Origin of the sequence: Variovorax sp. VNK109 (genome assembly GCF_049445855.1) — a bacterium.
In the GTDB taxonomy this organism is placed as follows: domain Bacteria; phylum Pseudomonadota; class Gammaproteobacteria; order Burkholderiales; family Burkholderiaceae_C; genus JAGOCV01.
On sequence record NZ_JBMSDV010000001.1, the window covers coordinates 1289987 to 1303718 of the forward strand.

13 protein-coding genes are annotated in these 13732 nt (G+C 65.5%); 5 read left to right on the forward strand and 8 right to left on the reverse strand.

Features of this window, described 5'->3' with window-relative positions; all coding sequences use genetic code 11:
* Window positions 1-12: 12 nt before the first annotated feature.
* From ACO2Q9_RS06345 to ACO2Q9_RS06380, 8 genes are all read right to left on the reverse strand, one after another.
* Window positions 13-411, reverse strand: a complete 399-nt coding sequence (locus ACO2Q9_RS06345; protein ID WP_423309411.1) for a hypothetical protein — start codon at window positions 409-411, stop codon at window positions 13-15.
* A gap of 10 nt (window positions 412-421) precedes the next feature.
* The gene (gene htpG, locus ACO2Q9_RS06350; protein ID WP_423309413.1) at window positions 422-2329 is read right to left on the reverse strand and encodes a molecular chaperone HtpG; all 1908 of its coding nucleotides are present in this window, start codon (window positions 2327-2329) and stop codon (window positions 422-424) included.
* A gap of 141 nt (window positions 2330-2470) precedes the next feature.
* Complete coding sequence (locus tag ACO2Q9_RS06355; RefSeq protein ID WP_423309415.1) at window positions 2471-2836, reverse strand: DUF4148 domain-containing protein; 366 nt, start codon at window positions 2834-2836, stop codon at window positions 2471-2473.
* Between the two features lie 166 nt (window positions 2837-3002).
* Entirely contained in the window at window positions 3003-4388 is a 1386-nt protein-coding gene (locus ACO2Q9_RS06360; RefSeq protein ID WP_423309417.1) for an ATP-binding protein, read from the reverse strand.
* Window positions 4385-5071 (reverse strand): response regulator, encoded by a 687-nt coding sequence (locus ACO2Q9_RS06365; protein WP_423309419.1) that lies wholly within the window; start codon window positions 5069-5071, stop codon window positions 4385-4387. Before ACO2Q9_RS06365 ends, ACO2Q9_RS06360 begins: the two co-directional genes overlap by 4 nt.
* Window positions 5052-5345: a hypothetical protein gene (locus tag ACO2Q9_RS06370; RefSeq protein WP_423309421.1), complete on the reverse strand. Its 294-nt coding sequence runs from the start codon at window positions 5343-5345 to the stop codon at window positions 5052-5054. The genes ACO2Q9_RS06365 and ACO2Q9_RS06370 overlap by 20 nt, the downstream gene beginning before the upstream one ends.
* An 89-nt stretch (window positions 5346-5434) precedes the next feature.
* The gene (locus ACO2Q9_RS06375) at window positions 5435-6211 is read right to left on the reverse strand and encodes a pseudouridine synthase (protein ID WP_423309423.1); all 777 of its coding nucleotides are present in this window, start codon (window positions 6209-6211) and stop codon (window positions 5435-5437) included.
* Between the two features lie 507 nt (window positions 6212-6718).
* The gene (locus ACO2Q9_RS06380) at window positions 6719-7444 is read right to left on the reverse strand and encodes a Crp/Fnr family transcriptional regulator (protein WP_423309425.1); all 726 of its coding nucleotides are present in this window, start codon (window positions 7442-7444) and stop codon (window positions 6719-6721) included.
* 95 nt (window positions 7445-7539) lie between these two features.
* Between ACO2Q9_RS06380 and ACO2Q9_RS06385 the strand changes: the two genes are divergently transcribed.
* The 5 genes from ACO2Q9_RS06385 to ACO2Q9_RS06405 are packed head-to-tail and all read left to right on the forward strand — an operon-like array spanning window position 7540 to window position 13706.
* Entirely contained in the window at window positions 7540-9486 is a 1947-nt protein-coding gene (locus ACO2Q9_RS06385) for an AMP-dependent synthetase/ligase (protein WP_423309427.1), read from the forward strand.
* 5 nt (window positions 9487-9491) lie between these two features.
* Window positions 9492-10316, forward strand: a complete 825-nt coding sequence (locus tag ACO2Q9_RS06390) for an ABC transporter ATP-binding protein (protein WP_423309429.1) — start codon at window positions 9492-9494, stop codon at window positions 10314-10316.
* Between the two features lie 12 nt (window positions 10317-10328).
* Entirely contained in the window at window positions 10329-11258 is a 930-nt protein-coding gene (locus ACO2Q9_RS06395; RefSeq protein ID WP_423309431.1) for a branched-chain amino acid ABC transporter permease, read from the forward strand.
* 14 nt (window positions 11259-11272) lie between these two features.
* Complete coding sequence (locus tag ACO2Q9_RS06400; RefSeq protein WP_423309433.1) at window positions 11273-12337, forward strand: branched-chain amino acid ABC transporter permease; 1065 nt, start codon at window positions 11273-11275, stop codon at window positions 12335-12337.
* Between the two features lie 52 nt (window positions 12338-12389).
* Window positions 12390-13706: an ABC transporter substrate-binding protein gene (locus tag ACO2Q9_RS06405; protein ID WP_423309435.1), complete on the forward strand. Its 1317-nt coding sequence runs from the start codon at window positions 12390-12392 to the stop codon at window positions 13704-13706.
* The last annotated feature ends 26 nt before the right edge of the window (window positions 13707-13732 follow it).

Here is a 13732-nt window from a genome sequence, read left to right on the forward strand (position 1 = left end):
GTGCGTGCAAGATCAGGGCGCTTCCTGCTGGGCAGGCACCACGACGCCTTGTCGCACGCCGGCGGACGGCGCGGCGCGTTGTGCGTCCGGACGATTCGGGTCATAGAGCACGGTGCCGGTGCCGACACCCACGCCGACTCGCGCGCCACTGTTGCCCACCGGGGTCGACGCGCCGACACCGACATTACCCGTCACCTGGCCGCGCTGGTTGACGCCGACGCCTGCGCCGACCGGGCCGGCCCCCACACCGGCACCGACCGACACGCCGGTGTTGCTGACGCCCACACCCACCGACACGCCCGGGAAGATCGGCACGCCGATGCCCACACCCACGGAACTGCAGCCCGCCAGCAAGAGGGCCGCGGCAGCGAGGGCGAAGGACGCAAAGGGAAGGCGTTGTGTCATGGGCATCACCAACGCATTACAGCAGAAGCGCGTTGACCCTGCGCACGTAGGCAGCAGGGTCCTCCGGCATGCCGCCCTCGGCCAGCAGCGCCTGGTCGAACAGGATGTGCGCGAGATCGTTGAAATGCACCGAGCCGTCGAGCTTCTTCACCAGCGCATGGTCGGCGTTCACTTCGAGAATGGGTTTGGTCATCGGCACGTCCTGCCCGGCCTGCTTCAACATGCGCGCGAGCTGGGTGCTCATGCCATCATCGGCCACCACCAGGCAGGCCGGCGAATCCACCAGCCGCGTGGTCACACGCACGTCCTGTGCCTTGTCCTTCAGCGCCTCCTTCAGTTTCGCGAGCAGCGGTTTGAAGGCTTCGGCTGCGTCTTCAGCCGCCTTCTTTTCCGCTTCATCCTGCAGTTTGCCCAGATCCACCGCGCCGCGCGCGACGGACTGCAACGGCGTGCCGTCGAACTCCGTCAGGTAGTTCAGCGCCCACTCGTCCACACGGTCCGTCATCAGCAGCACCTCGATGCCCTTCTTGCGGAAGACTTCGAGCTGCGGGCTGTTCTTCGCGGCGGCCAGCGTGTCGGCGGTGATGTAGTAGATGGCGTCCTGGCCGTCTTTCATGCGGGCCTTGTAGTCGGCCAGCGACACGTTCGCCGCATCGCTGGAGGTCGATGCGAAGCGCAACAACTTCGCCAGGCGTTCGCGATTGGCCGAATCTTCGGCCAGGCCTTCCTTGAGCACGGCCCCGAAGGCGGCGTAGAACTTGGCGTATTTCGCCTTGTCGTCGGCCGAAGCGCCTTCGTCCTTCTCGGCCTTCGCCATGTCCTCCAGCATCGACAGCACGCGCTTGGTCGAGCCCTCTCGGATGGCGCGCACGTCGCGGCTTTCCTGCAGCAGTTCGCGGCTCACATTCAGCGGCAGGTCGGCCGAGTCGATCACGCCCTTCACGAAGCGCAGGTACACCGGCATCAGCGCCTCGGCGTCGTCCATGATGAACACGCGCTTGACGTACAGCTTCACGCCGGCCTTCTTGTCGCGGTTCCACAGGTCCATGGGCGCACGGGCGGGCACGTACAGCAATTGCGTGTATTCGGTGCTGCCTTCCACGCGGTTGTGGCTCCAGGCCAGAGGCGCCTCGAAGTCGTGACCAACCGTCTTGTAGAACTCGATGTACTGCTCGTCGGTGACGTCCTTCTTCGGCCGCGTCCACAAGGCGCTCGCCTGGTTGACGGTTTCCCATTCGTCGGTGACCACCATTTCACCGCCCTGGTTGTCCTCGCCTTCTTTCCACTCTTCCTTGCGCATGAGGATGGGCAGCGAGATGTGGTCGGAATACTTCGCGATGACCGACTTGAGCTTCCAGGTGGACAGGTATTCGGTGGCATCGTCGCGCAGGTGCAGCGTCACGCTGGTGCCTCGCTGCGCACGCTCGATGACCTCGACTTCGAAGTCCCCCGTGCCACCGCTCACCCAGCGCACGCCTTCGCTGGCGGGCAGCCCTGCACGGCGAGACTCGACCGTGATCTTCTCCGCCACGATGAAGCCGGAATAGAAACCCACGCCGAACTGGCCGATGAGTTGCGCGTCCGACTTCTGGTCGCCGGAGAGCTTGCTCATGAAGTCGCGCGTGCCGCTCTTGGCGATGGTGCCCAGGTTGTCGATGGCTTCCTGCTGCGACAGGCCGATGCCGTTGTCGGAGATCGTCAGCGTCTTTGCGTCCTTGTCGTAGCTCACGCGCACCTCGAGGTTGGGCGCATCTTCGTACAGGGCGTTGTTGTTCAGTGCCTCGAAGCGCAGCTTGTCGCATGCGTCGGACGCGTTGGAGATCAACTCACGCAGGAAGATTTCCTGGTTGGAGTACAGCGAATGCGTGACGAGGTGCAGCAGCTGCGCGACTTCGGCCTGGAAGGAAAGGGTTTGCTTGCTCATGTCGATGGAATGCCCGGACTTTGAAAGATGGAAACACAAACGCCCCGGATTTCGGGGCGTTCGGGCCGTTTTCAAGGCCGGATTATCGCGCGGAGCAGGCGGCGCTCCACGAAGGGAGCATCGACTGGCAATGCCAGGCGATCAGCCGCGCGTCTGGCTTTGCACCTGCAGTTGCGCGCGCACGGCGTCGCGGGTCAGGCCGGACTTGACCATGGGTGCCACCACCGATGCCGAAGGGATGCTCTTGTCCACCCGGGCGTAATCGACAGCTTCGGCATGCACGGCTTCGCGGCTGCGGCCGTTGCGCACCGGCTCGGTCACACGCGAGCCCGAGGGAATGCTCCTGTCGGTGCGTGCGTACTGCACGGCTTCAGCGTTCACTTCGGCGCGCGCGCGCTGACCCTGGATTTGCAGTGCGAACTGCGAACCGTCTGCTTCGTCGGCAGCGGCCACGCCGGCCAGGCCCGAAAGGACAACGGCAGCGATGAGGGCGGAGGTCTTGTTCATGTCAGTTCCTTCTTCAGTGGTTGGTGTCCTTCTGCAGGCATTGCATCCGGACGGTTGCCGGTTGCCCATTGCCGACTGGCAATGTCTTCAAGCAACCGTGTGCCCACTGTAGGAAATGCAAATTAGCCAACCATTAGCGGAAACTTAGCTGGCGATTAGATCGAGCTCAGCTGGCGGCCAGCTTCAGTTGCGCGATGAGTCCCGTCCCGTCGGCACGATTGGCCAGCAGGAGCTCCGCCTTGTTGCGGCGCGCCGCCGCCAGTGCGATGGCCAGCCCCAGGCCACTGCCGCGCGTGTCGTTGCCCGGCACGCGGAAGAACCTGTCGAACACGCGCTCCAGCATCTCCGGGGGAACGCCGGGTCCGTGGTCGCCCACCTCGATGACGATGCGGCCGTCGCGCTGCGCAAGCAGCACATCCACCGCACTGCCCTCGGGCGCATGACGCAGCGCGTTGTCGATCAGGTTGTCCAGGATGCTGCGCAGGTCCTGCGGCGCAAAGCACACGTGCGCCTTCACGGTCGCCGGCAGCTCGTCGACGAGACCGAGGTCGATGCCGCGCTGGTCGGCCAGCGCGATGAGCGTGTTGATGCTCTCCCGCGCCTGCTGCCTCAGGTCGACCGTCTCGGCCTGCACGGCCTGCGCTTCCTGACGCGACAGCCGCAGCATCTGGTCCACGAGGCGCTGCGCGCGTTGAACACCGGCTTCCAGCTGCTCGAACTGCGCATCGCATCGGGCATCGGCTGGCAAGCCCGCCAGTTGCGCACGCAGGTTCACGAGCTGCAGGCCGATGGCGGCCATCGGCGTGCGCAGCTCGTGCGCGGCGTCCTGCATGAAGCGGCGTTGTGCGCCGAAGGCATCGCGCAATCGTGCCAGCAGGCTGTTGAACGATTCGACCAGCGGCCGGATCTCCAGCGGCACGCGATCGAGCGGCAGTTCCTGGATGCTGTGCTCGTCCTGCCGCGCGGCGCTCTGGCTGATCTCGCGCACCGCACGCGTGACCATCGCGACGATGCCCCAGATCACCAGCAGTGACAGCGGCAGCAGGATGGCCACCGGCAGGATCGCCGCACCCGCACGGCCGAGCAACTGCACGGTGCGGAATTTCTGGCTCTGCGACACCTGCACACGCCGGCCGGTCGCGTCGGGCGACACCGCCAGGTACACACGCCACTTCTCACCGCCCGCCTCGACGTCGTGAAAGCCCGGGCCGGCCTGCAGCGGCAGCACATGCGCCGGGTAGTTGGAGAGCTTCAGATGCCCCTGGCCGTCGTACACCTGCACGGCATACGTGCCCCATTCACGCACGCGCTCACGCGTGAGCACGGGCAGGTGCACGCTGAGTTCCTCGACCTTTTCATGCTGCGTATTCCTCACCATCAGCGAGTTGCCCAGCATGCTCATCTGGTCGTCCATGAAGGTATTGACCATGGTGGAATAGCTCCACCAGCTGGCCGCGCCCGCCAGTGCAGCCACCAGTGCGAACAGCGGCAGCAGCCAGGCCAGCAGCACGCCGCGCAGCGAACAGCCCGGACCTTTCGGAAAGACGTTCATGCGCCCGCCCCCGGTGCCGTGGCGGTCACGGCGACCACACGCCAGCCGAGCCCGCGCACGTTGCGGATCAGGTCCGCACCCAGCTTGCGGCGCATGCCGTGGATCAGCACGTCCACCGCGTTGCTGGACACTTCCTCGCCCCAGCCGTAGATGCGTTCCTCGAGCTGATCGCGCGAAAGGATGGCACCCGGCCGCTCCAGCAGGGCGTGCAGCAGCGCGAACTCGCGCGCCGAAAGCTCGATGCGCCCGGAAGACATCAGTACTTCGCGCGTGGTGAGGTCCAGCTGGAACCCGGCCTGCCCGATGAGCGAGTGCGCCGCACCGTCGCGACGGCGGATCACCGCGCGCATGCGAGCGAGCAGTTCGCGGAATTCATAGGGCTTGAGCAGGTAGTCGTCGGCGCCCAGGTCCAGGCCCCGGATGCGGTCGTCCAGCCCGTCGCGCGCGGTGAGCACGAGCACGGGGGTGAGGTCGCCGCGCGTGCGGCAGTGGCGCAGCACTTCCACGCCGTCGAGTTTGGGCAGGCCGAGGTCGAGCAGCACGCAGGCGTAACCGCCGTCGTCGATGGCGCTGCGTGCCAGCATGCCGTCCCGCACCCAGTCCACCGACCAGCCCTCACGGCCCAACGCCTGCGCCAGGCCCTGGCCGATCATGGTGTCGTCTTCAACGAGGAGTACGCGCATCCCCGCCCGCATTCACGCCGATCCGCAGGGACTGGCACTGGACTGTTTCGCCCGCATCCCACGCCGCTTCGCGTCGCAGGCTCATCCACCGGCGCAGGAACACGACCGCCATGAACGTGAGCAGGCCGAGCATCAGTGCGTGGAACAACAGGCCATTGCCGATGGAAGTCTGCCGCAGCAGGAAGAAGCCGTGGGCGACGACCAGGAAGGCGAGCAGCAGCAGGGCCAGGGCAGCCCGGTCGGTGGAAGACAGCGAGTTCGCAGGACGGTTCATGGCAACTCCGGAGGCGGTCGAAGGGAAGCGCCGATGCTGCCGGTCGAGAATTAGCTGGGGATTAGCCGGGCATCCACCGGGTTCGACGGTCAGAACTTCTCGTGCGGGCCGAGGTAGCGCCATTGTCCCACCGGCAGGTTGCCCAGCACGACGCGCCCGATGCGGATGCGCTTGAGGCCGACGACCTTGAGGCCGACCAGTTCGCACATGCGACGGATCTGGCGCTTCTTGCCCTCGGTGAGCACGAAGCGCAATTGCTCGGGGTTCTGCCAGTCGACCTGCGCAGGCTTGAGCGGCTTGCCGTCCAGCGACAGGCCGTGTCGCAGGCGCGCGAGTTGCTGGGGCGGAAACGATGCCTGCGGATTGCTCGCGATATCGCCGAACTGCACGCGCACGAGGTATTCCTTCTCCATGCCCGAGTCTTCGCCGATGAGCTGGCGCGCCACGCGTCCGTCCTGCGTGAGCACGAGCAGGCCGACCGAGTCGATGTCCAGCCGGCCGGCCGGTGCGAGACCGCGCAGTTGCTGCGGGCTGAAGCGCATGCGGCTCGGGTCGTCGCGCCAGTGGGTGCGCGCGCCGATGAGCGTGGCCGCGGGTGCGTGCCCGTCTTCGGCCTGGCCGCTGACGTAGCCCATGGGTTTGTGCAGGAGGATGGTGACCTGCGTGGCCTGCTGGCCCTGCGCCTTCTTGTCGACCTCGATGCGATCCTGCGGCAAGACCTTGAGACCCATCGGCGCGACCTGGCCGTTGACCTTGACCCAGCCCCGCTCGATCCAGTCGTCCGCCTCGCGCCTCGAACACAGGCCGAGTTCGGCCATGCGTTTGTTGAGGCGGCTGGGTTCGTTGGCTGGGCTGGCGTCTGTCATGTCGTTGCGATTTTATGGCCCTCTCTTACTGGGTGGCTGGCTGCGCGTGGGCTGGCCTGTGGCAGGGCGGAGTCACTGGCCGCTGAAGCGGCTCCCCTGCGCTGCTCGCTCCAGGCGGGGTCCGCAGAACTCGCTTCGCTCAAACAACTGCGGCCCTGATCCGCCTTACGCTGTGCTGCTCGGCAGTGCCAGACGCCCTGCCACAGGCCAGCCCACGCTCCGCTGTATCGATTCTGCAAGTCAGACAACAAGAAGCCGCGTGCCAGCAAAGTCCCATTGCGGCAGCGCTGACCGAGCGAAGCTCCTTCAACCTCCACCAAGCCTGATGGGCCGCTGTGGCCATGGCCCTTGTGCGCGGCTGAGCAGCGGAGGGCGGCGGGGAAAGAGAAGCGAAGTTGTTTGAGCGAAGCGAGTTCTTCGCTTCCCCCGCTGACCGAGCAGCGCAAGGGAGTCCGAAGGGCCCGCGAACCTGGGCCACGGCCACAGCGGCCCATCAGGCGCTCTCCCCTACTTCGACAACCAGCTCGACCGCAAGGCCTGCAGATCCAGCACACGCAACCCGCCGTATTCGACGCGGATCGCGCCCTGATCCTGCAGGGTGATCAGCGCCTTGTTCACCCGCTGCCGCGACAGGCCGACGAGATAGGCCAGCTCCTGCTGCGTGATGCGCAGCACCTCACCCACGCCCGGGTACAGCACCGGGTTGAACAGCGACGCAAGGCCGCGCGCCACGCGCACGTCGGGGTTGTTCAGCCGGTCGATCTCGCGCGCCGCGATGAACTGCCCCAGCCGCTCGTTCAGCTGGTTCATGATGAAACGGTTGAAGCCGATCGAGTGGTCCAGCAGCCAGTGGAAGGTGTCCACCGGCACGCCGGCGATCACGCTTTTGCGCAGCGCCTGGATGTTGTAGCGGTAGGGCTCGCGCTTGAGCGCCGTGCCTTCGCCGAACCAGCCGCCCGGCGGGATGCCGGTGAAGGTGGTCGTCGCGCCCTGGGCGTTGTCGCTGCTCATCTTGAACAGGCCGTCGACCACGCCGAACCAGTAAGTCACCGGCCGGCCCACGCGGCAGACGAACTCGCCGGGCCCGGCATCGCTGACGCGCAGTTCGGCCACGGCAAGCCGGCGCTCTTCATCCTTCAGAAGCGCGAGCCACGGGATGCCTGCCAGCTCCTGCGGCGTTGCGGCGCGGCGGCGCTGGTGCAATGTGGAGTCGTGGGTGGTCGTCGACGGCATGGAAACTCCGGATAGGGAAAGTCCGCCCCGGTATCACCCTTAAATTGTCGTCCGAACGACAACTTGGCGTCAAACCGGCTCCTACATTGGGCCCCATGGAGACAACCTTTCCCCGCCTGCTGCTCAGGCATGCCGCCGAACGCCCCGACGCGCCGGCCATGCGCGAGAAGGAATACGGCATCTGGCAGACCCACACCTGGGCCGGCATGGCGCAGATGGTCGAGCACGCGGCCTGCGGCCTGCACCAGGCCGGCCTCACGCGCGGTGAGCACGTGGTGGTGATCGGCGCGAACCGCCCCCGCCTCTATGCCGTCACGCTGGCCGTCCAGGCGCTCGGTGCGATCCCCGTGCCGCTGTATCAGGACGCCGTGGGCGCGGAGTACCTGTTCCCCATCACCAATGCCGAAGTGCGTTTCTGCGTCGCAGAAGACCAGGAGCAGGTGGACAAGCTGCTGGAAATCCGCGCGCAGTGCCCGCTGATCTCCCACATCTTCTACGACGACCCCCGCGGCCTGCGCAACTACAGCGAGGCAGGACTTGCGTCGCTCGAAAGCCTGCTGGAAAGCGGTGCGGCATTTGCGCAGCAGCACCCGCAGTTCTTCACAACCGCGGTCGACAAAGTTGAGCCCGGTGACGTGGCGGCGATGTTCTTCACCTCCGGCACCACAGGCAACCCGAAGGGCGTCGTGCACACGCATGCGTCGCTGCTCAACCGCGCGCAGGCCGGCGCGGACTTCGACAGGCTGACCGCCAACGAGGAAGTCCTGGCGTACCTGCCACCCGCGTGGGTGGGCCAGAACATCTTCAGCTACGCGCAGTGGCTGGCCTGCGGCTACATCGTGAACTGCCCCGAGTCGGGCAGCACGGTGATGATCGACCTGAAGGAAGTCGGGCCGACCTACTACTTCGCGCCGCCGCGCGTGTTCGAAGCCCTTCTCACCAGCGTGATGATCCGCATGGAAGACGCTGGCGCAATCAAACGCAGCATGTTCCACCACTTCATGAACGTGGCGCGACGCGTGGGTCCGGCGCGCATGGATGGCAAGGCGCTGTCGCTGGGTGATCGCGTTTCGTATGCGCTGGGCAACCTGTTCGTCTACGGCCCGCTGCGCAACAACCTGGGCCTGTCGCGCGTGCGCGTGGCCTACACCGCCGGCGAAGCCATCGGCCCCGACCTGTTCACGTTCTACCGCTCCATCGGGGTCAACCTCAAGCAACTTTACGGTTCCACCGAGACGGCCGTGTTCGTGTGCCTGCAGCCGGACAACCAGGTGCGCGCCGACACCGTGGGCATCCCGATCCAGGGTGTGGAGATCAAGGTGGCCGACAACGGCGAGATCCTGGTGCGCTCGGCGGGCCTGCTCAAGGGCTACTACAAGAACGAAGCTGCGACGGCCGAAGTGCTGACGGCCGATGGCTGGTACCACACGAGCGATGCGGGCTTCCTGGATGCGAGCGGGCATCTGAAGATCATCGACCGCGTGAAGGACGTGGGCCGCATCCGCGGCGGTGCGAACGACGGCGCGATGTTCGCGCCCAAGTACGTGGAGAACAAGCTCAAGTTCTTCCCGCACATCAAGGAAGCGGTGGCGCTGGGCGACGGGCGCGACCGCGTGTGCGTGATGATCAACATCGACTTCGACGCCGTGGGCAACTGGGCCGAGCGCCGCAACCTGCCCTATGCCGGCTACACCGACCTCGCGCAAAAGCCCGAGGTGTACGAGCTCATCCGTGAATGCGTGGAGAAGGTCAACGCCGACTTGGCCAACGACGCGTTGCTCGCGGGCAGCCAGATCAGCCGTTTCCTCGTGCTGCACAAGGAGCTGGATGCCGACGACGGCGAGCTCACGCGGACCAACAAGGTCCGCCGCGGCTTCATCGGCGAGAAGTACGCGGTGCTGGTCGATGCGCTTTACAGCGGTCGCCTCGTGCAATTCATCGAGACGCAGGTGAAATTCGAGGACGGGCGCACCGGCAGCGTGAGCGCCACGCTGAAGATCCAGGACGCGAAAACCTTCTCCGCCGTGAAGGCAGCTGCATGATGGACATGTCACCTCCTCCCCTCCTCGACGAAGCCGCGCCGGCCAGGGCCGGCCGCAAGATCGGCGACGTCATCCTCGAAGTGAAGGACATCTCGCTCGCGTTCGGCGGCGTGAAGGCGCTCACCGATATCTCGTTCGATGTTCGCGAGCACGAGATCCGCGCCATCATCGGCCCCAACGGCGCGGGCAAGAGCTCCATGCTCAACTGCATCAACGGCGTGTACCAGCCGCAGCAGGGTGCCATCAGCCTGCGCGGCCAGCAGTTCCGCCACATGAACTCGCGGCAGGTCGCCGAGATGGGCGTGGCCCGCACCTTCCAGAACCTCGCGCTGTTCAAGGGCATGAGCGTGCTCGACAACATCATGACCGGGCGCAACCTCAAGATCCGCAGCAACATCCTGCTGCAGGCCTTGCGCATCGGCCCCGCGCAGCGCGAGGAAATCCGCCAGCGCGAATTCGTCGAACGCATCATCGACTTCCTGGAAATCCAGGCCTGGCGCAAGACGCCGGTCGGCCAGTTGCCCTACGGCCTGCAAAAACGCGTGGACCTGGGCCGCGCCCTCGCGATGGAGCCGCAGGTGCTGCTGCTGGACGAGCCGATGGCCGGCATGAACGTGGAAGAGAAGCAGGACATGTGCCGCTTCATCCTCGACGTGAACGACGAGTTCGGCACGACCGTGGTGCTCATCGAGCACGACATGGGCGTGGTGATGGACATCTCCGACCGCGTGGTGGTGCTCGACTACGGCCGCAAGATCGGCGACGGCACGCCCGACGAAGTGCGCAACAACCCCGAAGTGATCAAAGCCTATCTGGGCACATCGCATTGAGCAGGACGCGACATGGGCTTCTTCCTTGAAACTCTCTTCGGCGGCCTGATGGCCGGCATGCTGTATTCGCTGGTGGCGCTCGGCTTCGTGTTGATCTACAAGGCGTCGGGCGTCTTCAATTTCTCGCAGGGCGCGATGGTGCTGTTCGCCGCGCTCGCGATGGCGCGCTTCGCCGAGTGGTACCCGAAGTGGTTCGGCTTCGAGAGCCTGATCCTTGCGAACCTGCTGGCCTTCGTCACGGCCATGGCACTGATGGTGGTTGTGGCCTGGCTGATCCAGCGGCTGTGCCTGTCCAGGCTGGTCAACCAGGAGGGCATCACGCTGCTCATGGCGACGCTGGGCATCGCCTACTTCCTCGACGGCCTGGGCCAGACGCTGTTCGGCAACGACATCTACAAGATCGATGTAGGCATGCCGAAGGACCCGGCCATGATCCTGGAAAACACCTTCCAGGGCGGGCTGCTGATCAACAAGGAAGACCTCGTCGCCGCGCTCGTGGCTGCCGCGCTCGTGGTGGCACTCGCCATCTTTTTCCAGAAGACGTCCACCGGCCGCGCGCTGCGCGCGGTGGCGGACGATCACCAGGCTGCGCAGTCCATCGGCATTCCGCTGGACCGCATCTGGGTGATCGTCTGGTCGGTGGCCGGCTTCTCCGCGCTCGTGGCCGGGATCATCTGGGGATCCAAGCTCGGCGTGCAGTTTTCGCTGTCACTCGTCGCCCTCAAGGCGCTGCCCGTCGTGATCCTGGGAGGGCTCACATCCGTGCCGGGCGCGATCATCGGGGGGCTCATCATCGGTGTGGGAGAAAAGCTCTCCGAGATCTACATCGGGCCGCTGCTGGGAGGCGGCATCGAGATCTGGTTCGCCTACGTGCTGGCGCTTCTGTTCCTTCTCGTGCGGCCGCAGGGCCTGTTCGGCGAGAAGATCATCGACCGCGTGTGAAGGAGGCCTGAACCATGCTCTACCGCGAAAACGGCCAGTTCAAGACCACCTACCGCTCGGACCTGCAGATCTTCCCGATCCTGCAGGACCGCATCGCCATCGGCCTGCTGCTCGCCGCGGTGTTCCTCATCGTCCCCCTGGTGGCGTCGGACTATCTCATCCGCGCGATCCTGATCCCGTTCCTCATCCTCTCGCTCGCAGCGCTGGGGCTGAACATCCTCGTGGGCTACTGCGGGCAGATTTCGCTGGGCACCGGCGCGTTCATGGCGGTCGGGGCGTACGCGGCCTACAACTTCCTCGTGCGCATCGACGGCATGCCGCTCGTCGTGGCGCTGCTGCTGGGTGGTTTCTGTTCGATGGTGGTGGGCGTGCTGTTCGGTATCCCCTCGCTGCGCATCAAGGGGCTCTACCTGGCGGTCGCGACGCTGGCCGCGCAGTTCTTCACCGACTGGGCGTTCCTGCGCATCAGCTGGTTCACCAACAACTCGCCCTCGGGTTCGGTCAGCGTCGCAGGCCTGAACGTGCTGGGCATGCCGATCGAGTCGCCCGTCTCCAAGTACCTGCTGTGCCTTTCGTTCGTGGCGGTGTTCGCGCTGCTGGCCAAGAACCTGGTGCGCGGCGCCATCGGCCGCGAATGGATGGCCATGCGCGACATGGACGTGGCCGCCGCCGTCATCGGCATCCGTCCGGTCTACGCCAAGCTCACGGCCTTCGCGGTCAGCTCGTTCATCGTCGGCGTGGCCGGCGCGCTGTGGGCCTTCATCCACCTCGGTGCGTGGGAGCCGGCGGCGTTCAACATCGACCGCTCGTTCCAGCTGCTGTTCATGGTGATCATCGGCGGGCTCGGCTCGATCATGGGTGCGTTCTTCGGCGCGGCCTTCATCGTGATCCTGCCGCTGCTGCTCGACCAGATTCCCTACTGGTTCGGCATCCCGATCTCGACGGCGCTCGCCTCGCACCTGACTTTCATGATCTTCGGCGCGCTGATCGTGTTCTTCCTCATCGTCGAGCCGCATGGCCTGGCCAAGCTGTGGAGCATCGGAAAACAGAAGCTCCGCCTGTGGCCATTTCCTCATTGATTGCAGATTGATTGTTCCGTCAGTGTCAGTTCATTCCAGAAGGAGACAACGCATGAAGTTCAAATCACTCTTGGTGGCGGCCGCTGTCGGCGCGTCCACGCTGCTTTCCGCCCCCGCTTTCGCGCAGGCCAAGGAGCAGTTCTTCCCGCTGCTGGTGTACCGCACCGGCCCCTACGCGCCCAACGGCACGCCGTGGGCCAACGCCAAGCAGGACTACATCAAGCTCGTCAACGCGCGCGGCGGCATCAACGGCGTGAAGATCACGTTCGAGGAATGCGAAACCGGCTACCAGACCGACAAGGGCGTCGAATGCTACGAGCGCCTGAAGGGCCGCGGCGCCACGGTGTTCGACCCGCAGGCCACCGGCATCACCTTCGCGCTGACCGACAAGGTGCCGCAGGACAAGATTCCGCTGATCACGCTGGGCTATGGCCTGGCCGCGTCGCAGGACGGCGGCGTGTTCAAGTGGAACTTCCCGCTGCTCGGTTCTTACTGGACGGCGGCCGACATCCTGATCCAGCACCTGGGCAAGAAGGAAGGCGGCCTGGACAAGCTCAAGGGCAAGAAGATCGCGCTGGTCTACCACGATTCGCCCTTCGGCAAGGAACCCATCCCCCTGCTGCAGGAGCGCGCGAAGATGAGCGGCTTCGACCTCTCGCTGATCCCCGTGACGGCGCCCGGCATCGAGCAGAAGTCGGCCTGGCTGCAGGTGCGCCAGCAGCGTCCCGACTACGTGCTGCTGTGGGGCTGGGGTGTGATGAACTCCGCTGCACTGAAGGAAGCGATCGCCACCGGCTATCCGCGCGAGAAGATGTACGGCGTGTGGTGGTCGGGCGCAGAGCCCGACGTGAAGGACGTGGGCGCCGCTGCCAAGGGCTACAACGCGCTGACCATCCAGTACGGCGCGGGCCAGCCGAAGATCGTGAAGGACATCCTGTCTGAAGTGCACGGCAAGGGCCAGGGCACCGGCCCCAAGGACGAAGTCGGCACCGTGCTCTACAACCGCGGCCTGATCATCCAGATGCTGTCGGTCGAAGCCGTGAAGCGTGCGCAGGAACGCTTCGGCAAGGGCAAGGTCATGACGGGCGAGCAGGTGCGCTGGGGCTTCGAGAACCTCGCGCTCGACCAGAAGAAGCTGGACGCGCTGGGCTTTGCCGGCGTGATGCGCCCTGTCAGCACTTCGTGCCAGGACCACATGGGTTCCACCTGGGCGCGTGTGCACACCTGGGACGGCGCGAAGTGGGACTTCTCTTCCGACTGGCTGGAAGCGGACGAACAGATCATCAAGCCGATGGTCAAGCAGGCCGCCGACAAGTACGCGTCGGACAAGAAGCTGACCCGCCGCACGCCCCAGGATTGCCAGAGCTGAAGGCCCACCCCCAGGCTGCGCACTTC

Excerpts from the sequence above, each read along its gene's own strand:
- ACO2Q9_RS06355 (WP_423309415.1), bottom strand. The coding sequence starts at position 2,836 with ATGAACAAGACCTCCGCCCTCATCGCTGCCGTTGTCCTTTCGGGCCTG.
- ACO2Q9_RS06380 (WP_423309425.1), bottom strand. The coding sequence starts at position 7,444 with ATGCCGTCGACGACCACCCACGACTCCACATTGCACCAGCGCCGCCGC.
- ACO2Q9_RS06375 (WP_423309423.1), bottom strand. The coding sequence starts at position 6,211 with ATGACAGACGCCAGCCCAGCCAACGAACCCAGCCGCCTCAACAAACGC.
- ACO2Q9_RS06385 (WP_423309427.1), top strand. The coding sequence starts at position 7,540 with ATGGAGACAACCTTTCCCCGCCTGCTGCTCAGGCATGCCGCCGAACGC.
- htpG (WP_423309413.1), bottom strand. The coding sequence starts at position 2,329 with ATGAGCAAGCAAACCCTTTCCTTCCAGGCCGAAGTCGCGCAGCTGCTG.
- ACO2Q9_RS06400 (WP_423309433.1), top strand. The coding sequence starts at position 11,273 with ATGCTCTACCGCGAAAACGGCCAGTTCAAGACCACCTACCGCTCGGAC.
- ACO2Q9_RS06370 (WP_423309421.1), bottom strand. The coding sequence starts at position 5,345 with ATGAACCGTCCTGCGAACTCGCTGTCTTCCACCGACCGGGCTGCCCTG.
- ACO2Q9_RS06395 (WP_423309431.1), top strand. The coding sequence starts at position 10,329 with ATGGGCTTCTTCCTTGAAACTCTCTTCGGCGGCCTGATGGCCGGCATG.
- ACO2Q9_RS06390 (WP_423309429.1), top strand. The coding sequence starts at position 9,492 with ATGTCACCTCCTCCCCTCCTCGACGAAGCCGCGCCGGCCAGGGCCGGC.
- ACO2Q9_RS06405 (WP_423309435.1), top strand. The coding sequence starts at position 12,390 with ATGAAGTTCAAATCACTCTTGGTGGCGGCCGCTGTCGGCGCGTCCACG.
- ACO2Q9_RS06345 (WP_423309411.1), bottom strand. The coding sequence starts at position 411 with ATGCCCATGACACAACGCCTTCCCTTTGCGTCCTTCGCCCTCGCTGCC.
- ACO2Q9_RS06360 (WP_423309417.1), bottom strand. The coding sequence starts at position 4,388 with ATGAACGTCTTTCCGAAAGGTCCGGGCTGTTCGCTGCGCGGCGTGCTG.
- ACO2Q9_RS06365 (WP_423309419.1), bottom strand. The coding sequence starts at position 5,071 with ATGCGCGTACTCCTCGTTGAAGACGACACCATGATCGGCCAGGGCCTG.